A 23,466-nucleotide genomic window follows, 5' to 3' on the forward strand; every position below is an offset into this window, starting at 1 on the left:
AACAAAAAAACTGCCCAGTTCGCTTTCGATGTAAAAAATCAGTGACCATTGCGTCACGGCTTGATACAACTCCAAGCATATTTTTTGTTTAGAGTTATCGTAAGATGAAAAGCACTCCAGATGCGTGCTTTGCACCATAACCCAATAACATCAACGTACAAGTCCTCCAAAATAAAGGAGATCAGGGCATGATCCACGCTGGCAATGCCATTACCGTCCAAATGTTACAGGACGGAATTGCAGAATTCCGCTTTGACTTACTCGGTGAGTCGGTTAATAAATTCAATAAAGCCACCATTGATGACTTCCAAGCCGCAATCGCTGCGGTACAGGCGCATCCTGAAATTCAAGGATTGGTAGTCACTTCTGCCAAATCGACATTTATTGTCGGTGCAGACATTACTGAATTTGGGGAAAATTTTGCTCAAGGTGAGCAAGTAATTCAGGACTGGCTGGTAAGCATTCATCAAGTGTTTAACAGCTTTGAAGATTTGAATATCCCGAAAGTGGCTGCCATCAATGGCATGGCTTTGGGTGGCGGTTTTGAAATGTGTCTGGTCTGTGACTACCGCGTGATGGCACAATCGGCACAAGTCGGCTTACCTGAAATTAAACTTGGTATCTTCCCTGGCTTTGGTGGCACAGTCCGTTTAAGCCGCATCATCGGGATTGACAATGCGGTTGAATGGATCGCTATGGCTGTCCCTAAAAAACCGGATGCAGCACTCAAAGATGGTGCCGTTGATGCTGTGGTTGCCGATGACAAAGTCGTTGCCGCTGCCCTTGATTTGGTGAAACAAGCGATTGCTGGACGTCTGGACTGGAAAACCAAACGTCAGGAAAAACTTGATCCTGTTAAGCTTAATCAAATCGAACAAATGATGGCATTTACCACCGCCAAAGCTGCGGTGCTGTCTAAAGCCAACCCTGCCCAGTACCCAGCACCCAAACTGATGCTGGACTCATTGCAAGCAGGTGCAACACTCACTCGTGATGAAGCCGTCAAAATCGAAGCACAAGGCTTTGCTAAAGCTGCGGTGACGCCACAGGCAGAAGCCTTGATTGGTTTATTCATCAACGATCAGGTTGTGAAAAAAGCCTCGAAAAAACACGAAAAAGGCGCACATCCGATCAACCAAGCTGCAGTTTTAGGTGCAGGGATCATGGGTGGTGGTATTGCCTATCAGGCTGCAAGTAAAGGCACACCAATCATTATGAAAGACATTGGCAATCCACAGCTGGCATTGGGGATGTCTGAAGCCAATAAACTACTCACCAAACAAGTCGAACGTGGCAAACTGACAGCGGCAAAAATGGGTGAAACCCTGACCCGTATTCGCCCATCTTTAAGTTATGACGAATTTAAAGAAGTCGACATCGTCATTGAAGCCGTGACTGAAAATCCAAAAGTCAAAGAAATCGTTCTTGCCGATGTTGAAAGTAAAGTTCGTGACAACACCATTCTTGCATCCAACACATCGACTATTTCCATTACCCGTTTAGCCAAGGCACTCAAACGCCCAGAAAACTTTGTCGGCATGCACTTCTTTAACCCTGTGCATATGATGCCACTGGTCGAAGTCATTCGTGGTGAACACACTTCTGAAGAAGCGATTGCAACGACTGTGGTATTGGCTCAGAAAATGGGTAAAACCCCAATTGTCGTCAATGACTGCCCAGGCTTCTTAGTTAACCGCGTTCTGTTCCCTTACTTTGGCGCGTTCGATCTGTTGCTTAAAGACGGCGCAGACTTCCAGCAAATCGACAAAGTCATGGAAAAATTTGGTTGGCCGATGGGCCCTGCTTACCTCATGGATGTGGTCGGTATCGATACAGGCGTACACGGCGCTGAGGTCATGGCGGAAGGTTTCCCTGATCGTATGAAACCAGACTTCAAAGGTTCAATCGAAACTTTATATGAAGCAAAACGCCTCGGTCAGAAAAATGATGTCGGTTTCTACAAGTACGAACTCGACAAGAAAGGCAAAAAAGCCAAAGTTGTTGATGCTACAACCTATGACTTGATTGCTGCTGTGGTCACAGGTGAGAAACGTGAGTTTGACCCTCAGGAAATTATTGACCGTATGATGTTGGCACTATGCAATGAAACAGTTCGTTGCCTAGAAGATAAAATTGTTGCTACACCACATGAAGCAGATATGGCAATGATCATGGGTATTGGTTTCCCTGCCTTCCGTGGTGGGCCATGCCGTTATGTCGACCAGACTGGCGTCGCTGAATACGTGGCACTGTGCAACACTTATGCACATTTGGGCAAAGCCTATGAAGCACCGCAATTGCTGCGTGACATGGCTGAAAACAACAAGAAATTTTACGGTTAAGGAGCAGCGTGAATGACTACTTTAAATCCACGTGACGTTGTGATTGTTGATGGCGTACGTACCGCCATGGGCAAATCCAAAAACGGAATGTTCCGCAATGTGCGTGCCGAGCATCTGTCGGCTGCCCTGATTCGTGCGTTGGTGGCGCGTAACAGCTTTGACGTGAATGAAGTTGAAGATGTACTTTGGGGCTGTGTCAACCAGACCCTTGAACAAGGCTGGAACATTGCCCGTAATGCCAGCTTGCTGGCTGGTTTGCCAAAAACCGTTGCAGGTCAAACCATCAACCGTTTGTGTGGTTCATCCATGCAGGCGATTCATACTGCAGCAGCTCAAATTGCAACGCATCAAGGTGAAATTTTCATTATTGGTGGTGTAGAACACATGGGTCATGTCAACATGATGCATGGCGTTGACCTCAATCCTGAAGCGTCTAAGCACTATGCCAAAGCCTCAAACATGATGGGCTTGACCGCAGAAATGCTGGGTCGCATGAATGGCATTAGCCGTGAAGAACAAGACGCTTTTGGGGTTGAATCACATAAACGCGCTTGGGCAGCCACCCAAGAAGGTCGTTTTAAAAATGAAATCGTCGGTGTCGAAGGTCACAATGCCGACGGCTTTAAAATCTTCTGCGATGTCGATGAAGTGATTCGCGCCGATGCCAATCTGGCGGCTTTCCAAGCGCTTCGCCCTGCATTTGACCCGAAAGGCGGAACAGTGACCGCAGCAACTTCATCGGCGTTGTCTGATGGTGCATCTGCCATGTTACTCATGTCTGCTGAACGCGCCAAAGATTTAGGTCTCAAACCTCGTGCCGTAATTCGCTCAATGGCAGTGGCAGGTTGTGATGCGGCAATCATGGGTTATGGCCCTGTGCCTGCAACACAAAAAGCCTTAAAACGTGCGGGATTAAGCATGTCTGACATTCAAACTATTGAACTGAATGAAGCCTTTGCGGCTCAAGGTTTGTCGGTACTCAAAGGCTTAGGTCTGTATGAGAAACAGGATATCGTCAACCTCAATGGCGGTGCAATTGCACTTGGTCACCCGCTCGGTTGTTCAGGTGCGCGTATTACCACGACCTTGCTCAATGTCATGGAGCAAAAAGATACTCAAATTGGTCTTGCGACCATGTGTATTGGTTTAGGTCAAGGTATTGCGACGATTATTGAACGTATTTGATTTAAGCTTCAAAGAAAATCCCCGCTTAATGCGGGGATTTTCTTAATATAATAAGTTTGGGTTTTTTCTTAATTCATTCATGACTACAGGATCTATCCTAAAGACTTTTTTATTTTCCTCAGTTTTGAGTGTATTAATAATAAATTTCATATTCTCTAACCAAACCACATTCGGATTGGTTGAATTTAATGCCTTTTCAGTTTTTTGTTCACTCATAAACAATGACAAAATATATTTTTCATCATAGTTAAGGGACTTCAACTTATCCTTTAACTGTTGGCTTTGCTTGATTTGCTTTCTTTCTTCCTTTACTAACTGAATTTTATCTTGAAAAACCTCAAGCAAGATAAAAGATAAGCTGGCTAAAGCTAACAGAATCAATATAGTTCTGTATTCAATTAAAATAAAATTTGATAAATTTTGATCTACTTGAGGAATATTTGCTGTAATAAACAAAAGAATCAAGAAAATAAAAAATACATAATTATATTTTCCTAAATTAAGCTTAGCTTTATCCATAATTACCCCATTAATCCGAATTTTTAGCTAAATATTTTATCTTATGATCAAAAAAATTCTCATGCATTAAATCTTATCTTTTAAATAATTAACATTCTATCAGCCAATTTATCTATATTTATATATTCTTCACCAAATGCAACAACCGAATATCCTCAAATAACGGCTGTCCTACATTCGCATCGATTGGATAATCTTCAGTTTCACCTGTCAGCACATACCCCCGACGCAAATAAAACTCGATTAACTCGATACGGCAAGACAGCACCGACATTTTAAACCCTGTAACTGCAAAATTTGCGTGAGCAAAATCTTCTGCAAACTGCAACACCTGTTTACCCAAACCCTGATTTTGCCACTGTGGATGTGTGGTCAACATGCCAATATAGGCCTGATCTTTATGTTTCTGCACATGCACACAGGCAATCAGTTCAGCAGCATCAAACCACAACAGGATTTTAGAGTCAGCAATAAATAAATCCTGAAGCTGTTGAGCCGATATCCGATCTCCTTCAATCACATCGGCTTCAGATGTCCAACCCCGCAGATCTTGTGAGCGGTAAGATAGATTTACCAACTCAACAATGTCTGGAATATGCTGTTTTGTTGCTTCAATAAACATGATCAATTCTGGCTTCTTGTATTTTATTTCAGCATTAGATCATGCTTTTTCAAGCATTGACATTAAACATGGTGAAAAAAACAATGAACCCCGATAAACGCCTTGTATGGTTTTAACCATCACCATTGCCCATAACAGCACGATACATCCTGCAAAGCCGAAACCGATATACAACAAAGCCTGACTCTGGATTTGCTGGGCAAGATTTAAAATCGCCAGATCAAACACCCCCAAAGGAAAAGTCAGCCCCCACCATCCCAGATTAAAGCTCAACCCTGTACGGCTATGTTTATAGATCGTAAACAATGCGATAGCAAACCACCACAACCCAAAGCCCAGTAAAATAAAACTGATCCAAATGCCTGCATAGTGCATCAAATGACCGAGTTCAACCAAATGACACGCTGCCAAAATACGTGGGGCTTGTTGTCCCAACAGTAGCAATGCCAGTGCGCCTGTACCAATAGGCCCTAATGCTAGACAAACCGACATTGCCATTTGCACTTCAGGCAACCGATGCAGTGCCAAACGCAGCAATAAAATCGTCAATACTGCAAATGCAGGTAAAACTGACATTCCCCATAAAACATAGCAGCCAAAGAGCAAATTCATCGCAGCTTGACTGGCAGGCAAATGTGCAAGCAGAACACCTCCAGAGCTTGCCACCACTTCCGCAGTCACAATGGGCAATAACCAGATCGCAGTCATGGTATTTAACTGATGTTGCTGATAGACAAACATCAGCATCGGGACACCCACCGCCACAATCACCGCCAAGATGACGTCGACTCCCCATAAGAACTCAGCCAAAGCCAAATGTTGCGGCATGAATTTAACCAGACCATTGATGATGGTTGCCAATCCCATTGGAATCGCGCCAAAGAAAAATGCCATGCTTGAATGTTGAAAAATCTGTTTGGCTTCATGAAAATAAAACAGCCAACGTAAGCTATACAACACGACAAATAAGATAAACAGCACAATATTGACCAGCCACAATATACGCGCCAATTCCTCACAAGATGCTGTCATGATCGGCGATGCACTCAAGAGTAGTGCAACGACTCCCGTTCCCATATTGACCGTAAACCAGTTCGGTGTGAAATGTCGAATCAACTGTTGTGGCTGCATCACAAACATCCTATGAGTATTTAGACTCATCTTAAAACAAACTAATTATCAATAAAATTGATTTATTTTTATTTAAAAAATAAGATTTATAAATATAAGATACCTAAATCAAGCGTTCTACAAAACCATAACATCTGAATGAAAATCGGAGCATAAAAACAAATCCAAGCGGCCTATCCATCTATATATATTTATTCATCCGTCGACTATCCCGAGGCTTTCAATTGCCCGCTTAAAGCACTCATGTCAACACACTCATAGCCCCGTCTTTTTCACTAGAGAGAAAATCGACTATCTTGCTAATAAAAATAAATACCGCGCTGTGATCGCTTAAATATCAGCAAGCTGTTATGGCACAGCTTTTCATTCCCCGATCTAAGCTTTACTATGCAAAGTCTATTTATCAGAGAATCTGAATATGCGTGTAGATATTTGGTCAGATGTGGTCTGCCCATTTTGCTATATTGGCAAAAAGCGTTTAGAACATGTCGCACAAGAAGCAGGCATTGAACTTGACATTCATTGGCATAGTTTTGAACTTGACCCAAATGCACCTGCAAAACATACGCTGAGCAACACCGAGCGTTTAGCACAAAAATACGGACGTAGTTTTGCCGAAATGCAGGAAATGGAACGAAATGTTGCGGCACTTGCTGCCAGCGAAGGCATTGACTTCCAGTGGGAAAAAGCCAATTCAGGCAATAGCTTCAATGCGCATCGCATTATTCATCTGGCACAAAGTAAAGGTCTGGGGAATCAAGCCAAAGAAGCATTCTTTCATGCCTACATGACCGAAAGTTTGGCGATTGGTGAACGTGAAGTCATCGAAGAAATTGCCTCACGTATTGGCTTAGATCATGCCGAAGTTGAGTATGTACTCGATTCAGACGAGTTTGCCGAATTTGTACGTCATGATGAAAAAATTGCACATGAACAGCTCAATATTTCAGGTGTGCCTTTTTTTGTCTTTGAACAAAAGTTCGCACTTTCAGGTACTCAGCCGCGCGAAATCTTCTTACAAGCCCTGCAGCAAGCGACTCATATTCAACAAGATACCGATGCAGCTCGTTGTGATGATGAGCAATGTCAGATCCCACCTTCAGGAGCGCAGTAAATCTGCGCTTTTCAAAAACCAGAAAATACCACACTATTCATATTAAATATTAATTATATAAATGAGTTATCAATTATTTAACGATCTAAAAATGTTTTTATTAAACATATGTTTTAAACTGAATGAACTTGTTTATAATTAAAGCCATCTGTGCTTTTTCGTCAGGCTACCATGCTAAAGTTACAAGAATTTTTACAAGAAAAAGTTCGCTATGATCAGCTGAATTTAGACGAACTGATCGAACTTGCAAATCACCATACAGATCAAGAGACTAAAGAATATCGGATGCTGGAATTAGCCCTGAATCAGATACTGACACAATATCTCAACAAAGCTAAAAACTATATTAGCAAGTGAGCTATTAACAATGAATTTATTAGAAAAAGCATTGCTGATTAAAGATATTCATCAAACTATTGCCATGATTGACAATGAGCATCTACCACTATTTAAGCGTGCTCAGGCAACCCACCATCTCAAAGAAATTTTTCAACTCTGTGAAAAACCGATTACCTTTCGGACACCGAAAGGCGCACATATTCCTTCTGAAGCACATGTACATTTAAGCAATGAGCTGCTGAAGCTATCCAAATTTAAAAATAGCTATCGGGGGCTGTTTTATGACCGCTCCTTACTGTTACAGGCGCTGAATCAGAATCCCAACATGGGATGGGCAATTTTATACGATCAGGAACAGCGACTCTGGCAAGTCTGGCTGATTCCGCAAGCACGACGCGGGGCTATTCACTGTAGCTGGAAAGGTCATTTAAACGAAGGCTATCAATGGATGCTACAGCAACAAAACCTGTTGCAGTGTTTACTGACAGATGATGAGTTTAATGAACGTCTAGGGATTCAACCCCCTGTTCGGGCAGAACAGCAAACGTCCGAGCAGTTGCCGAACGTTGAAATACCCGATGACATTCATCAACAGCCTTCTGCAGAAAAAATCGATCATTCAATCAATATTCACCAAACTTCCCCTATTCGAATCGAAGGTTTTAGCCAGTTATGTTTTGAAGTCATTTTTCAAAGTCATGACCATATTTCAAACTACCTCACCTGCTTTAGTTTGTCTCAGCGGGTCAATGAAATGCAGCAGGCACCGACCGTCGTTGCTGAACGCATAAATACAAACGGACAGTTTTTAGGCTATATTGCCATTTTAGGCATTCGTGATATTCAGACAGCGGGGCAGCTCGCACAGCAATATTGTTTGCAGACCGATACGATCTTGGCCAGCGTCAAAACTCTCTCATGGGGCCAGTTTCAGGCCAGTTATGAACGCATTGAACTCCTCTTCAATGAGTATTTACATGCCAAAAATCTGTGGCAGCAGCAATATATGTACCCGTTTATTCCAGCCTCAATGATTTTGCCGCAGCGTTTTATTCCTTTTGAAGAAAGCGAAGCCAATTTAGAAACACCTTTGCTCCTGATTAAAGAACGACAAAAGTATCGGGTCTTGCATGGTGAAAAACGGCTACAACTTGACCCTGACGAGCTTGGTTATCCGTGTATTTTGTTTTCACGCCAAGATGGTGTGAGTTGGCAACTATTTCGTGAAATTATCGAGGTATTGCCTCAACCCATTCGTGCAGAAACTTTATATGCTCAAACCCAAAAACTGTTGGCAGAACATTAGTTTTTAAGCAGCGTTTAAAATAGCGGATTTATTCTCATATGCGACATCAATGCTTTTGATGATTTTATGCCCATGATTTATTTCCATGCTTTTATAAATCGAAAATTGCTGATTACGGCACTCTGTGTTTCTACAAATACGTTTGCAAACCAATTACTGAACCAAGAACAACAACATCACTTATTTTCATTTTCCAATGAAAATATCTGTCGGCTAGACAATCTGCAAGCCTCACGTTTATGGCCACCTTCGCCATTTCAAAATTTACCTGAAAATCCGTATGCACCTGAGTTTGACCCCTACTCACCACAGCTCAGTGATGAGCTGATGGCGGTATTTTCTCAAGATTCTTTGGCAGAAAAAGCACAAAAAGCTGAGCAGAATCATCGTAAACGCCGCGTATTTGGTGAAAACCGTACACAGAAGACCGTACGTAAAAAAATCAGCACAGACAACCACTGGGTCAAACATGTGCTGTCAGATTTATCCAAAATGTTACCTTTTCAAAATGATATGAACCTCGGCTCAAATTCACCTTCTGATGTTTATGTTGAGCTCAGCGCTGAAAAAAACTGGAAACTTACCCCCAAATTTAGCTTTAATGCGGCGCAAACTTTTCGCTATGGCGCACAAAGCCGTAACTACTCGGAAACCAATTTCAAACTTACACAGCAAGAGTCTAAAACAACGCTGGCATCAACACAGTTTTCAGTCGTCAAAACCTTTGATGAAACCTACACTTGGGATAACCATCTATTTCGCCAGCAGAAATTCCCTAACGACAAGCGTTTAACCTATGGTATTTATTCGAGCGGTATTTATGACAAGACCAAACGTGATATCGAATTACAAAGCTGGGGACCTTATGTCTCTTGGCGAAGACCATTACTGTACAACTGGATTTATATCGAAAACGAAGTCTCTTATTACAAGGAGTTAACCAATAATGAGGGAAAACATGTTTTTAGTACCTCACTACAATTTGAAACTAACTTCTAAACCAATGAATGTGTTGATCAAGATAAGAAGCATTTCCAAAGTGAAATTATTTTCAATATCCTCAAGATTATTATTAATTAAATAACTGATTTTTAAATATTTTTTAAAAAATACCAATTCAATTTGGTTAAAAAATAGCGTAAACTTGGCTTTCCTTCTGCAGCTATTTCATTTTACTTATGTTAATACCGCATTTTGATGATACTCATGAAGATGATTTGATTCATCCAGAACAACGGGCTAAAGCTGCCAGTAAAACCACTTGGGTCAGCGTGGTCGTCAATTTATGTCTATCTATTTTGCAAATCCTGATCGGTATTTTTTCTAAATCGCAAGGTCTAGTTGCCGATGGTATTCACTCTTTAAGTGATTTAGTTGCTGACTTTATTGTATTAATTGCCAATCACTTTAGCCAGAAAGATGCCGATGATGATCACCCATTTGGGCATTATCGCTTTGAAAATGCAGCCTCTTTTGTGCTAGGGCTTCTATTGATCGGTGTAGGGGTTGGCATGTCGATTTCTGCGATCAATAAAATTATGCATCATGAACAGATTGCACAAGTACATAGCGTTGCGATTTATGTTGCAGCGACTGCCCTGATCGCTAAAGAACTGCTATTCCGTTACATGCTTCGTATCGCCAAACAAGTCAAATCCAGCATGCTGGTCGCAAATGCCTGGCATGCACGTTCGGATGCTGCCTCATCCTTGGTGGTGATGGTCGGGATTATTGGTAACCTCATGGGTTATCCGATTTTAGACCCGATAGCAGCTTTGATCGTTGGCTGTATTATTTTAAAAATGGGTGTTGAGTTTGGTTGGGAAGCGCTGAGCGATTTGATGGATCGTGCTGCCGATGAACATGAAGTCGAGGCCATTCGCCAAACCTTTTTAACAACAACAGGCATCAGTGGCGTACACAACATTCGTAGCCGTAAAATGGGCGACATGATTATTGTTGATGCACATATCGAAGTTGAAGGTTCACTCAGTGTGCGTGAAGGTCATGATATTGCGGTCAATGTCCGAAACCAGATTATGCAAAAACATCGGGTAATCGATGTCATTACCCATATTGACCCTGTATAAATTTCACTTTCTGTCTTTAGAAAAATAAAAAGCCTCTGATTTACAGAGGCTTTTTAGATTGAACAAGCTGTTATTTTAATAACAGGCTGTTAATCCGTTTTACATATGCTGCAGGGTCTTCAGGTAAGCCACCTTCTGCAATCACTGCCTGATCAAAGATCACATTGGCTAAGTCATCAAACTGCTCGGAGCTATCGAGTTTTTTCACCAATGGATGTTCAGGGTTAATTTCAAGAATCGGCTTGCTTTCAGGCACTGCCTGACCTGCCTGTTTCAACATACGGAGTAGCTGAGGAGATAATTCACCTTCACTGGTCACCAAGCATGCAGGTGAATCCACCAGACGAGTCGTTACACGTACTTCTTTGGTTTTGTCTTTGAGTGAGTCAGACAATTTTTCAACCACTGGTTTGAAATCTTCAGCAGCTTTTTCCAGTGCCTTTTTCTCTTCAGCATCTTGCAAGTCGCCCAAGTCTACTGCGCCTTTAGACACACTTTGCATTGGCGTACCATCGAACTCATGAACAAAGTTCATTGCCCACTCATCGACACGGTCTGCCATCAACAATACTTCAATGCCTTTTTTCTTGAAGACTTCCAGTTGTGGCGAGTTTTTCGCAGCCGCTAAACTGTCAGCAGTCACGTAGTAGATGGCTTTTTGCCCTTCTTTCATACGTGCCTTATAGTCAGCTAAAGAAGTGCTGATTTCATCGTTATTTGATGTCGCAAAACGTAAGATTTTTAAAATACGCTCGCGATTACCAAAATCTTCACCCAAACCTTCTTTGAGTACAGCACCAAATTCAGCATAGAATTGCTTGAATTTTTCCTGATCTTTTTCGTCTTCTGATTTGGCTAAACCATCAATCACAGTCAAGATACGGCGAGCGTTACCTTCACGAATCGTTTTGACATCGCGGCTTTCTTGTAACAATTCACGGCTAACATTCAGTGGCAAGTCAGCACTGTCCACCACACCTTGTACAAAACGCAAATAGTTTGGAATCAGGTTGTCCGCATCATCCATAATAAACACGCGTTTTACGTACAGCTTGATGCCTGCTTTCGCTTCACGTGTGAAAATGTCTTGAGGTGCTTTGCTTGGAATATATAAAAGCTGAGTATATTCAGTATTGCCTTCAACACGGTTATGCGCCCACGCCAGTGGTGCTTCATAGTCATGGGTCAAGTTTTTATAGAATTCAACATATTGCTCTTCAGTCACGTCATTTTTGTTACGTGTCCACAGTGCACTTGCCGAGTTAACCGCTTCCCATTCGTCAGTTTTGACGTACTGACCTGCTTTCGGCTCTTCACCTTCAGCCGCTTCTTCTTGCTGCCAAACTTCTTTTTGCATTTGAATTGGCAAGCTGATGTGGTCAGAGTACTTATTGATGATTTGCTTAACTTTATAAGATTCTAAGTAATCCAGCTTATCTTCACGCAAATGCAAAATAATGTCTGTACCACGCGAAGCTTTTTCAATTTGTTCAACTTCAAACTCGCCTGTACCGCCACTAATCCAGCGAACACCTTCAGATGTGGCTACCCCAGCACGGCGTGACTCGACTGTAATTTTATCGGCAACAATAAAGCCCGAGTAAAAGCCAACACCAAACTGACCGATCAGCTGAGCATCCGATTTTTGATCGCCTGTCAGTTTAGACATAAAGTCTTTGGTACCTGATTTGGCAATTGTTCCTAAGTTTTCAATCGCTTCTTGTGCCGTTAAACCAATCCCGTTATCCGAAATGGTAATGGTTTTTTGTTCTTTGTCTAAACTGACACGTACATGCAAATCAGCATCATCTTCATAAAATTCTGGATGATTAATGCCTTCAAAACGCAATTTATCACATGCATCTGACGCATTTGAAATCAATTCACGTAAGAAGATTTCTGGGTTGGAATATAGTGAATGTGTCACGAGATGCAAAAGCTGGGCAACTTCTGCTTGGAAACTATAATTTTGTGACGCTTTTTGTTCGCTCATGAATCACTCCTTTAAATATACAACAGTATTTTTTCTTGAATGCTTTATGAATGGAGTAATTCTGAAATTTTTCAATGCTTACAAGATAATTTTTTTCACCCTAAAAAGGCCCATGATTCAAAATACGCTGCTGAATGATTGTATCAAGCTGTTGTTGGCGCTGCTGATATGCTTTGCTTAAGCAAGGAACATTTGCTCCGCAGGCGTTACGTGATTTGAGCCATTGCCATTGAATTTCTTTCTGTTGATCACGCCCACCCATTGGCAAAGCATGCAGGATAATTTGATAGGTGGTTGCCATTTTCACGTCAGCATCATTCAGCGAACGTCGCTGGCAAATGGTTTTTTCTGCCTTTAAACTGGCTCTGTCACAAGAAAAACTGGCAGCCTGAGCTTGCGAATAAACGCTAAAAACCAAAATACAAAATCCGATAGATAATCGAGTCATCACACTTTTCTCTGCAATCCATTGGGTCACTCCAGTCTAAAGTTTCAAGCCGATCCAACCCATTATATTTATAGGGCAATTCAGTACATCTAATGTATCAGGCATAAAAAAACCTCATTCAAATGAATGAGGTTTTTAATTCTAACTCTGTTGCAAAGAGACTTAGAAACGGTAGCTATAACCGATTGTATAAACCCAAGGATTTACATCTAAAGTACCAATTTTTGTACCATTAAGTTTAAGGTCAGAGCTGATATCTGCATAACGAACATCGGCGAAAACACCCCAGTTTTTCGCATCAGCAGGTTGGAAGTTAAAACCGACTTGACCTGCTACACCATAAGCATTGTCTGCTTTAAGCTTTGTCCCAGTGATTGATCCTGTGGTTTTCTCACCCCAAACGATCACAGCTGTTGCACCTACACCAATATATGGTGTAAAGCCTGTTGAGTTTTTAAAGTTATATTTAACAGTTAATGTTGGTGGTAATTGTTTAAAAGAGGCAAGCTTTTCATTTGCTCCACCGAGAAAGCTTCCTTTTACATCATGTTTTAAAGGAGTAGCAAGTAATAATTCTGTAGAAATATTACTATTACCAAAGAAGTATTCTACAGATGGTGTAAAGCTATAAGCATTGTCAGCTTTTGCATGAGTTACTGCGCCATCTGCCAATGTATTATTATCTTCTGATGGAGCAACAACGCTACCACCAACTTTTACTTGCCAGTTACCTGCAAATGTTGCAGAAGAAGCAGCTAATAATGCTAGGACTAATGTTTTTTTCAACATGTTTATAACCCCTTTTATAAATTAATTAAATATTAAAAGCTGATTTAAACGAATGCAATACATTTTTTAACAACAACCAGAACATTATTTACAATATATTGTTTTAATTAAAATTTATTTTTAAATCATATTGATTTAGTTGGATTTTTAAATAACAATTTATTATATCAAACTATTTTAATCTGATTTAAAAACCATTAATCCGACCTTTTTAATCTGATTATAATATTATTATTCCAACCATTTTAATCTGATTTAAAATAATTAATTTGCAATTGATTATGATAAATAAAATAGATTATGAAACAAGTTTATTTTAAATAATATTCGTGATTATTATGCTGAGCTTATTTTTTAATTTTTCAAAAACAGCATCTCTCATACAAGATTCAACCTGTACCAAGATCTGCCCCAAGGCATTTGATAGCACGGCACAACTGTTTCAATTTGGCAGATCTGGATTGATTTAAATCGCTAAATAGGTGTTCATCAAGCTGATGTTGAGTTAAAAAATGAAGGTATCTATTGTTCTAATGAGCGTTTATAACATGATCATTGATCAAAAAATAAAGGGCTATCCGAAGTATAGCCCTATGAATTAACACGGAAAACGTTTATTTGTTTTCTTGGATGGCAGCACCAGCACCCCCACCAATTGCACCACCGATTGCTGCGCCTGCATCACCACCTAATACCGCTTTACCAATGACCGCGCCCACACCTGCGCCAATTGCGCTACCTGTTGTGGTTCTTGAACTACCATTTTGGGTATGACTAGCGATACCTGCACCTGCAGCAGCACCAACGCCTGCACCTAGACCACCGCCTACATGGTTCCCTGCACCACCACCGATTGCACCACCTAACGCTGCCGCACCAATACTTTGCTCAGAAGGTGACATACTTTGGCAACCAACCAGCATCATGCCAGATAAGGCAGTAAGTGCGCATAAACCGAGTAATTTTTTCATCATTTTGCTCCTAATAGACTATGCTGTTGTTCAGTATCAGACTAAACTTTTTTGTAGTAAAAAATCATCACATTTTGTTACAACCAATCGTTTTATTACTTTTTTTTGTAATTGATCAAAAGACACGCATATAGCACAAATTCTCCAGTATTCATCAGGAAATACTGGAGCTGGGCAAATATTGTGTGAACTCACAGTCAAGCTTCTATACAATATGCGCGCATGAATTGGAGTGAACAATGTCAGAGACATCTACTTTACGGCGCGGGTTAAATACGCGTCACATCCGTTTCCTTGCGCTAGGTTCAGCGATTGGAACGGGGTTATTTTATGGTTCGGCATCTGCAATCAAGCAGGCAGGACCATCCGTTTTACTTGCCTATATGATTGCAGGTGTAGCCATTTATATCGTGATGCGTGCACTCGGCGAGATGGCGGTACACAACCCTGTTTCAGACTCATTTAGCCATTATGCCTCTGAGTATCTCAGCCCATTGGCAGGTTTTACCACGGGTTGGACATATGTCTTTGAAATGGTCATTGTGGCAATTGCCGATGTAACTGCATTTGGTATCTACATGGGCTTTTGGTTTCCCGATGTTCCGCGCTGGATTTGGGTCCTCTCGGTCATTTTATTCTTGGGCGCGATTAACCTGATTCATGTCAAAGTCTATGGTGAAGTCGAATTCTGGCTGTCTATTATCAAGGTCACTGCGATTATTGCCATGATTTTAGGTGGGTTTGGCATCATGTTGTATGGCATGCACATACCTCATAGTGACTTTACTCCAGGCATTGCCAACTTGTGGCAACATGGCGGCTTTATGCCAAACGGAATTTCTGGCTTTATTGCCTGTTTCTCCGTAGTGGTGTTTGCGTTTGGTGGAATTGAAATTATTGGGGTGACTGCGGGTGAAACCCAAGACCCGAAAACTGCGATTCCACGTGCCATCAATGCCGTGCCGATCCGTATTATTCTGTTCTATGTCCTGACGATTTTTGTATTGATGTCAATTTTTCCATGGAACCAAATTGGAACTGCAGGTAGCCCATTCGTTCAGATTTTTGAAGGTCTAGGTATTAAATCAGCCGCAGCCATCCTGAACATTGTGGTTATTACTGCGGCTATTTCTGCTATTAACAGTGATGTATTTGGCGCAGGTCGCATGATGTACGGCATGGCACTCAAAGGTCATGCACCAAAAATTTTCTGTAAAACCTCAAAAAATGGTGCACCGCTCATGCCTGTTGTGGTCATGACTGTCGTGCTTTTGGTCGGCGTGGTTTTAAACTATCTGATTCCAGAAAATGTCTTTGAAATCATTGCTTCAATTGCAACATTTGCAACGGTTTATGTATGGCTCATGATTTTGCTGGCACAAATGGGGATGCGGAAAAAACTTAGTGTAGAAGACATCAAGAAACTGGATTTTCCAATCATCGGCTGGCCAGTTGCTCCAATCATTGCCACAGCATTTATGATTTTTGTGATTGCCATGATTGGGTATTTCCCAGACTCGCGCCCAGCACTATATGTCGGAGCAATTTGGCTTGTGTTCCTGGCAGTTGCGCATAAGTTTTTAGTTAAACCGAAAAACCGATCCAAACTCTAGAACTTATTTTGCATGGTTTGAAAGCCTTGCTGGTATACCCAGCAAGGCTTTTTTTATGATTATCAACTGGGCAAAGCGTACAATATTGATTAATCAAAACCAGATTCCCAGATTATTTTAAGGGCCATCTATGAAAAAAGCCTCCAGTAACCGCCGCGTCATTTATATTGCCTTAGTTGGCAATCTGATTATTGCAGTGGCTAAGTTTATTGCAGCTTTTCTCACTTCGAGTGCTGCCATGCTCAGTGAAGCAGTGCATTCGGTGGTCGATACACTCAATGAAATTTTGTTACTGCACGGTTTAAAAAAATCCCAGCAAGCGCCCGATGAAGAGCATCCGTTTGGTTATGGGCGTGAACTGTATTTCTGGTCATTTATTGTAGCGTTACTGGTTTTTGCACTGGGCGCAGTGGTGTCGATTTATCAGGGCCTTCATCATATTGCTGAACCTGAAGCCATTACTTCACCAATGATTAACTATGTCATTCTTATGATCGCGTTTGTGTGTGAAGGTTTTTCTTGGTTGCTGGCACTCAAGGGTTTTCGCAAATACAAAGGCAATATGGGATATTTTGAAGCCTTTCGCAAAAGCAAAGACCCCACCACTTTTACCGTTTTATTTGAAGATAGCGCGGCATTATTAGGTTTAATGATTGCCTTCTTGGGCGTATTTCTCTCGCATTATTACCATGCACCTGTGCTGGATGGCGTCGCCTCTATCCTGATTGGCTGTATTTTGGCGGTGGTGGCATTTTTTATGGCACGGGAAACCAAAGGTCTACTGATGGGGGAATCAGCTGATCCTGCGCTACCAAAGCATATTTTAGAACTGGTGCAGCAAGATTATGCTGTGCTACATGCCAATGGCGTACTCACCCAACAAATGGGTGCGCATCAGGTGATTGCCTCTCTTAGTTTAGAGTTTAAAGACAACCTGACTTCCGACGAGATTGAAGTTTGTGTTAACCGTCTAGAAATGCACGTCAAACACATGCACCCTGAAATTGTCGGGTTATTTATCAAACCACAAACCAAGCAGGTCTGGCTACAACGCTTGGCAGAACGTCGCCGCAGCGCACAGCAAAATTAAACCTGATAATAAAAAAGACAAGGCATTTACCTTGTCTTTTTACAGTTTCAGTTCGTAGGCTGGCGTTTATTCTTCAGTAAATAAACCTTCAAACAATACCGAAGACAAATAGCGCTCGCCGCTATCTGGCAAAATCACCACAATAGTTTTACCTGCATTTTCAGGACGCGCAGCCAGTTTCGCTGCTGCTGCCAATGCTGCACCACATGAAATACCCACCAAAATACCTTCTTGGGTTGCCGTTTTACGTGCCCATTCCAAAGCTTCTTCACTGGCAATTGGTAAAACTTCATCGACTAAACTCAGGTCTAAGTTTTTAGGAATGAAGTTTGCACCAATCCCCTGAATTTTATGTGGTGCTGGAGTAATATCTTCGCCACGTTGGTGTTGGCTAATGATTGGTGATTCCGCAGGTTCAACCGCAACTGAATATAACGGCTTGTTTTGCACTTGTTCAAAATAACGCGAAATCCCAGTGATTGTGCCGCCAGTTCCAACACCTGACACCAAAATATCGACCTGACCGCCAGTCGCCTGCCAAATTTCAGGGCCTGTTGTGTCTTGGTGGATTTGCGGGTTGGCAGGGTTTTCAAACTGCTGTGGCAGGAAGTACAGCTCAGGCTGTTCAGTAGCAAGGCGTACTGCTTCATCTACCGCACCTTTCATCCCTTTTGCAGGTTCAGTCAGTACCAAGTTTGCACCAAGCGCCTTCAGTACTTTACGACGTTCCAGACTCATGCTGGCAGGCATAGTCAAAGTAATCGGATAACCTTTTGCAGCCGCGACAAATGCCAAAGCAATACCCGTATTACCACTGGTTGGCTCAACAATATGCATGCCTGCTTTCAGCACACCACGTTTTTCAGCATCCGCGACCAATGCTGCACCCACGCGGCATTTCACTGAAAATGCAGGGTTACGGCTTTCAACTTTTGCCAGTACAGTTGCCCCACCTTGAATAATACGGTTAATGCGAACCAGTGGCGTGTTACCAATTGCTTCGGCGTTATTGGCATAAACCGCAATACCTAAATTGGCTGGCGTTGGAAATTGTGCATCTGTTGTCATAAGTCTTCCTGAATAGTTTTTTAAAGGCTATTTCAAGATCATAAACCGTTTTAATTCACAATCTCAAATAATCCAGAATCCTATTTATGAATTTTTATGCTAAACATATTCTTTAAATGGCTAAGCAAAACCTGTTCTGCTTGATTCAGTTCTAAAGGGATTATGTGAGCGTTTTACAATGAAAGTTTTATCTGCGGTTTGTCCCAAATACTGCAATGCACTTTCATGGTGTAATGCCCCAACCGATAAAAAGATTTTTTCCATCGCAGGTAAAACACTTTGATAATCCACATAAACCCGATTTATTTTTGGATCTAGATGAATTTTTTCATCATTCCACTGGGTGATATAAATGGCACGACACTCCTGCTCTTCTTTAAAAGCATAGTGTTTATGTGCATAAAAATCTTCACATTGAGCATCTTGTAAATCTATTTCAGAAGAAAGTTTTCAAATATTTTCCTAGCCTGATCAAATTTATGATTTTCATATAAGTTTATAGCTCGATCAAATTTCTGCGTTGCTTCTTCTAAATTCATTCTTCTAAATTTTCCAATTCATTATTTTCAAAGTATATAAACAAAAAAAGAGCCCCGAAAGGCTCTCTTTTTAGTCAGTCAATTCAAACTTAGAATTGGCTTTCATTTAATGCTTGGCTAAACGCTTGGTCAACATCGCTAAAGTCATTGTGAAGTTCAAACTCAGCAGCTTCAGCTTCTTGACGACGACGTTCCAAGTGATACGCAAGACCAGTACCTGCAGGAATCAAACGACCTACAACTACGTTCTCTTTCAGACCGCGTAAGTCATCTTCTTTACCTGTTACAGCCGCTTCAGTTAACACACGAGTTGTTTCCTGGAACGATGCAGCAGAAATGAACGAGTCAGTAGAAAGCGATGCTTTGGTAATACCCATCAATTGACGCTCAAATTTCGCTGGGAATTTGTTTTGCGCTGCAACTGCTTGGTTTTCTTGTACCATGCGGATGTAATCGACTTGCTCACCTTTGATGAAGCTTGTATCGCCACCATCAGTGATATCAACTTTACGCAACATTTGACGTACGATGACTTCAATGTGCTTATCGTTGATTTTTACACCTTGCAGACGGTAAACGTCCTGAACTTCGTTCACGATGTAGTTCGTCAATGCCACTTCGCCTTTCAAGCGTAAGATGTCATGCGGGTTTTGTGGACCATCAGAAATGGTTTCACCACGGTTCACATGCTCACCTTCGAACACGTTAATGGTACGCCATTTCGGAATAAGCTCTTCGTAAATCTCAGAACCATCATCTGGTGTAATCACTAAACGGTTCTTACCTTTAGTTTCTTTACCGAAGCTTACGATACCAGACACTTCTGCCAAGATCGCGTGTTCTTTCGGCTTACGTGCTTCGAACAAGTCGGCAACACGTGGCAAACCACCGGTAATGTCACGAGTACGTGAAGATTCTTGTGGGACACGACCAATAACGTCACCCACACCAATCGTTTCACCATCGCGTACAGTTACGATTGTGTTTTGCGGCAAGAAGTAGAACTGTTCAGTACCATCAGCCGTATCAAGCACAATCGCAGGACGCATATCTTTACCAGATACAGGACGTGCGGTTACAGGCAAGATTTCAACTGTGGTCATACCTGTTGCATCATCAGTTTTCGATGTTGCAGTTACACCATCCGCAATTTGTGAGAAGCGTACTTTACCAGCAACCTCTGTCACAAGTGGATGTGTATGTGGATCCCAAGTCGCAACGATACCACCAGCTTCAACCACTTCACCATCTTTCAGTACAATGCTTGCACCGTAAGGAAGTTTATAACGCTCGCGTTCACGACCTAAATCATCCGCAATACCGATTTCACCTGAACGTGAAACAGAAACCAAATGACCTTTGGTATGTTGTACAGTTTTCACATTGTGGAAACGTACTGTACCTTTGTTACGCACTTGTACGCTGTTTGCCGCAGAAGTTCGGCTCGCTGCACCACCTACGTGGAACGTACGCATGGTTAACTGTGTACCTGGTTCACCAATTGACTGTGCTGCCATTACACCAACAGACTCACCTGGGTTTACCAAGTGACCACGAGCCAAGTCACGACCATAACAACGTGCACATACACCAAATGTAGATTCACAGTTTACAACTGAACGAACTTTAACTTCGTCGACACCGGCTTCTTCAAGATAAGCTGCAATTTTCTCGTCAATTAAAGTACCACGAGGTAATACAACTTCATCATCAGATGCACGTTTTACGTCTTCTGCAGTTACACGACCCAATACGCGGTCACGTAACGGCTCAATCACGTCACCACCTTGAATGAGTGGAGTCATAACTAGACCACCTGCTGTACCACAGTCAGGCTCGGTGATCACCAAGTCTTGTGCAACGTCTACAAGACGACGTGTCAAGTAACCAGAGTTCGCAGTTTTTAATGCTGTATCCGCCAAACCTTTACGCGCACCGTGGGTTGAAATAAAGTACTGAAGTACTGTCAAACCTTCACGGAAGTTCGCTTTAATTGGCGTTTCAATGATCGAACCGTCCGGTTTCGCCATCAAACCACGCATACCTGCAAGCTGACGAATCTGTGCTGCACTACCACGCGCACCAGAGTCAGACATCATGTAGATACTGTTGAATGATTTCTGTTTCTCGTCTTCACCTTTCTTGTTTTTCACAAGCGTATAAGACAAGTTGTCCATCATCGCTTTAGCAACCTGATCGTTGGTACGCGCCCAGATATCGACCACTTTGTTATAGCGTTCACCCGCAGTTACGAAACCTTGTTCGAACTGTTGTTCGATTTCACGGACTTCAGCTTCTGCTTTGGCAATAATTGCTTGTTTTTGTGGTGGAATAAGCATGTCTTCCATACCCACAGATACACCAGAGCGAGTCGCTTGACGGAAGCCCAAGTACATCAATTGGTCAGCAAAGATAACGGTATCTTTAAGACCTAATTTACGATAGCAAGAGTTGATCAGTTTTGAGATGTTTTTCTTGGTCATCTCAAGGTTGATTGACTCGAAGCTTAGACCTTCAGGTACGATTTCCCAAAGTAAGCAGCGACCTGGTGTTGTATCAACAATAATGGTCTGTTTTTCACGTTCGCCATTTTCGTTAATTACAGTTTGGTGTACACGTGCTTTTACACGAGCGTGCATCGCCACTTGACCTGTTGCAAGCGCACGGTTTACTTCGTGAGTATCAGCAAACACCATGCCTTCACCATTGGCATTTACCGCATCACGTGTGATGTAGTAAAGACCCAAGACCACGTCCTGAGAAGGTACGATAATCGGCTCACCGTTGGCAGGTGACAAGATATTGTTGGTTGACATCATTAACGCACGAGCTTCGAGTTGAGCTTCAAGTGTTAATGGTACATGTACCGCCATTTGGTCACCGTCGAAGTCGGCGTTAAACGCTGTACATACGAGCGGGTGTAGACGGATCGCTTTACCTTCGATCAGGATCGGTTCAAATGCTTGAAGACCCAAACGGTGAAGTGTTGGCGCACGGTTCAACATCACAGGATGCTGACGAATCACTGATGCCAAAACGTCCCAAACTTCCGGAGTTTCGCGTTCAACCATTTTCTTCGCAGCTTTAATGGTTGTTGCCTGACCTGAAGCTTGTAGTTTCGCGAAAATAAACGGCTTGAATAGTTCAAGTGCCATTTTCTTCGGAAGACCACACTGGTGCAAACGTAAAGATGGACCTACGGTAATTACCGAACGGCCAGAATAGTCAACACGTTTACCCAACAAGTTTTGACGGAAACGACCTTGCTTACCTTTGATCATATCAGCCAAAGATTTAAGCGGACGCTTGTTCGAACCTGTAATCGCACGACCACGACGACCGTTGTCTAACAAGGCATCTACAGACTCTTGCAACATACGTTTTTCGTTACGTACGATGATGTCTGGCGCAGCCAAGTCAAGAAGACGTTTCAAACGGTTGTTACGGTTGATCACACGACGATAAAGATCGTTCAAGTCAGAAGTCGCAAAACGACCACCTTCAAGTGGTACAAGCGGACGCAAATCTGGTGGAAGTACAGGAAGTACGTTCATCACCATCCATTCTGGCTTGTTGTTTGACTCTTTGAATGCTTCCATCAATTTCAAGCGCTTAGACGCTTTTTTCAACTTCGTTTCAGAAGTTGTTTGAGGAATTTCTTCACGCAAACGTGTGATTTCAGCTTCAAGGTCGATGTCTTTCAACAAGTCTTGAACTGCTTCTGCACCCATTTTCGCAGTGAATTCATCACCGTGTTCTTCAAGTGCATTGAAGTATTCTTCGTCAGTAAGAAGCTGATATTTCTCGAACGGAGTCATACCAGGATCAGTCACAACGTATGATTCGAAATACAATACACGTTCGATATCACGTAATGTCATATCAAGAAGCAAGCCGATACGGCTTGGTAATGATTTCAAGAACCAGATGTGTGCAACTGGTGATGCAAGCTCGATGTGACCCATACGTTCACGACGAACTTTTGCAGTTGTTACTTCAACGCCACATTTTTCACAAATGACGCCTTTGTATTTCATACGCTTGTATTTACCACACAAGCATTCGTAATCTTTTACTGGACCAAAGATTTTGGCACAGAATAAACCATCACGTTCTGGTTTAAAGGTGCGGTAGTTGATTGTCTCTGGCTTTTTAACTTCACCGTGAGACCATGACTTAATCATTTCTGGTGACGCAAGACCAATACGGATGCGATCAAACTCTACTGGAGCATGACCGTCTGAGTCCGTCTTTTTGCGCATGATATCGAGCAAGTCTTTCAATTTTTTTCTCCGTGTGTTGTGGAG

18 protein-coding genes are annotated in these 23,466 nt (G+C 42.1%); 9 read left to right on the forward strand and 9 right to left on the reverse strand.

All coding sequences use genetic code 11. From position 1 onward, the window contains the following. Nucleotides 1-188 precede the first annotated feature (188 nt). A complete protein-coding gene (gene fadB / locus P255_RS11590; RefSeq protein ID WP_004902457.1) occupies nt 189-2,342 on the forward strand; it encodes a fatty acid oxidation complex subunit alpha FadB in 2,154 nt (717 codons plus the stop codon). 12 nt (nt 2,343-2,354) lie between these two features. Continuing rightward, the gene (fadA, locus tag P255_RS11595; protein WP_004902458.1) at nt 2,355-3,527 is read left to right on the forward strand and encodes an acetyl-CoA C-acyltransferase FadA; all 1,173 of its coding nucleotides are present in this window, start codon (nt 2,355-2,357) and stop codon (nt 3,525-3,527) included. A 42-nt stretch (nt 3,528-3,569) separates the two neighbouring features. Here the strand turns inward: fadA and P255_RS11600 are convergent, their stop codons facing one another. The 3 genes from P255_RS11600 to P255_RS11610 form a co-directional block, all read right to left on the reverse strand. Continuing rightward, entirely contained in the window at nt 3,570-4,046 is a 477-nt protein-coding gene (locus tag P255_RS11600; protein WP_004902459.1) for a super-infection exclusion protein B, read from the reverse strand. A 118-nt stretch (nt 4,047-4,164) separates the two neighbouring features. After that, entirely contained in the window at nt 4,165-4,668 is a 504-nt protein-coding gene (locus P255_RS11605; RefSeq protein WP_004902460.1) for a GNAT family N-acetyltransferase, read from the reverse strand. A 39-nt stretch (nt 4,669-4,707) separates the two neighbouring features. After that, nucleotides 4,708-5,799 (reverse strand): SLAC1 family transporter, encoded by a 1,092-nt coding sequence (locus P255_RS11610; RefSeq protein WP_004902461.1) that lies wholly within the window; start codon nt 5,797-5,799, stop codon nt 4,708-4,710. A gap of 418 nt (nt 5,800-6,217) precedes the next feature. Here P255_RS11610 and P255_RS11615 point away from each other — a divergent pair, with 418 nt between their 5' ends. The 5 genes from P255_RS11615 to P255_RS11635 all read left to right on the forward strand — a co-directional run bounded on the left by P255_RS11615 (nt 6,218) and on the right by P255_RS11635 (nt 10,648). Continuing rightward, nucleotides 6,218-6,913, forward strand: a complete 696-nt coding sequence (locus P255_RS11615) for a DsbA family oxidoreductase (protein ID WP_004902462.1) — start codon at nt 6,218-6,220, stop codon at nt 6,911-6,913. A 171-nt stretch (nt 6,914-7,084) separates the two neighbouring features. After that, nucleotides 7,085-7,270, forward strand: coding sequence for a hypothetical protein (locus tag P255_RS11620; RefSeq protein WP_004902464.1), 186 nt, complete (start codon nt 7,085-7,087; stop codon nt 7,268-7,270). A 10-nt stretch (nt 7,271-7,280) separates the two neighbouring features. Further along, nucleotides 7,281-8,558, forward strand: coding sequence for a hypothetical protein (locus P255_RS11625; RefSeq protein WP_004902466.1), 1,278 nt, complete (start codon nt 7,281-7,283; stop codon nt 8,556-8,558). A 66-nt stretch (nt 8,559-8,624) separates the two neighbouring features. Further along, nucleotides 8,625-9,557, forward strand: coding sequence for a hypothetical protein (locus P255_RS11630; protein WP_228127516.1), 933 nt, complete (start codon nt 8,625-8,627; stop codon nt 9,555-9,557). Nucleotides 9,558-9,736: 179 nt separating this feature from the next. Continuing rightward, nucleotides 9,737-10,648 carry a cation diffusion facilitator family transporter gene (locus P255_RS11635; protein WP_004902470.1) on the forward strand — a complete coding sequence of 304 codons (912 nt, stop codon included), beginning with the start codon at nt 9,737-9,739 and terminating at the stop codon, nt 10,646-10,648. A 70-nt stretch (nt 10,649-10,718) separates the two neighbouring features. Here P255_RS11635 and htpG read toward each other — a convergent pair whose 3' ends face one another. The 4 genes from htpG to P255_RS11655 form a co-directional block, all read right to left on the reverse strand. Beyond that, on the reverse strand, nt 10,719-12,641 hold the full coding sequence (gene htpG, locus P255_RS11640) for a molecular chaperone HtpG (RefSeq protein WP_004902471.1): 1,923 nt from the start codon (nt 12,639-12,641) through the stop codon (nt 10,719-10,721). Nucleotides 12,642-12,741: 100 nt separating this feature from the next. After that, nucleotides 12,742-13,089, reverse strand: a complete 348-nt coding sequence (locus P255_RS11645) for a lysozyme inhibitor LprI family protein (RefSeq protein WP_004902474.1) — start codon at nt 13,087-13,089, stop codon at nt 12,742-12,744. Nucleotides 13,090-13,251: 162 nt separating this feature from the next. Continuing rightward, on the reverse strand, nt 13,252-13,878 hold the full coding sequence (locus P255_RS11650; RefSeq protein ID WP_004902476.1) for an OmpW/AlkL family protein: 627 nt from the start codon (nt 13,876-13,878) through the stop codon (nt 13,252-13,254). Nucleotides 13,879-14,492: 614 nt separating this feature from the next. Beyond that, on the reverse strand, nt 14,493-14,849 hold the full coding sequence (locus P255_RS11655) for a YMGG-like glycine zipper-containing protein (RefSeq protein WP_004902478.1): 357 nt from the start codon (nt 14,847-14,849) through the stop codon (nt 14,493-14,495). 239 nt (nt 14,850-15,088) lie between these two features. Here P255_RS11655 and P255_RS11660 point away from each other — a divergent pair, with 239 nt between their 5' ends. Together P255_RS11660 and P255_RS11665 are read left to right on the forward strand one after the other, a co-directional pair. Then, nucleotides 15,089-16,462, forward strand: coding sequence for an amino acid permease (locus P255_RS11660; RefSeq protein WP_004902479.1), 1,374 nt, complete (start codon nt 15,089-15,091; stop codon nt 16,460-16,462). Between the two features lie 130 nt (nt 16,463-16,592). After that, complete coding sequence (locus P255_RS11665; RefSeq protein ID WP_004902482.1) at nt 16,593-17,552, forward strand: cation diffusion facilitator family transporter; 960 nt, start codon at nt 16,593-16,595, stop codon at nt 17,550-17,552. Nucleotides 17,553-17,618: 66 nt separating this feature from the next. On the opposite strand, the gene cysK is transcribed toward P255_RS11665, so the two are convergent. Then, nucleotides 17,619-18,620 (reverse strand): cysteine synthase A, encoded by a 1,002-nt coding sequence (gene cysK / locus P255_RS11670; RefSeq protein WP_004902484.1) that lies wholly within the window; start codon nt 18,618-18,620, stop codon nt 17,619-17,621. A gap of 628 nt (nt 18,621-19,248) precedes the next feature. Beyond that, entirely contained in the window at nt 19,249-23,442 is a 4,194-nt protein-coding gene (rpoC, locus tag P255_RS11675) for a DNA-directed RNA polymerase subunit beta' (RefSeq protein ID WP_004902487.1), read from the reverse strand. Nucleotides 23,443-23,466 lie beyond the last annotated feature (24 nt).

It is taken from the genome of Acinetobacter brisouii CIP 110357 (assembly GCF_000488275.1).
GTDB lineage: Bacteria > Pseudomonadota > Gammaproteobacteria > Pseudomonadales > Moraxellaceae > Acinetobacter > Acinetobacter brisouii.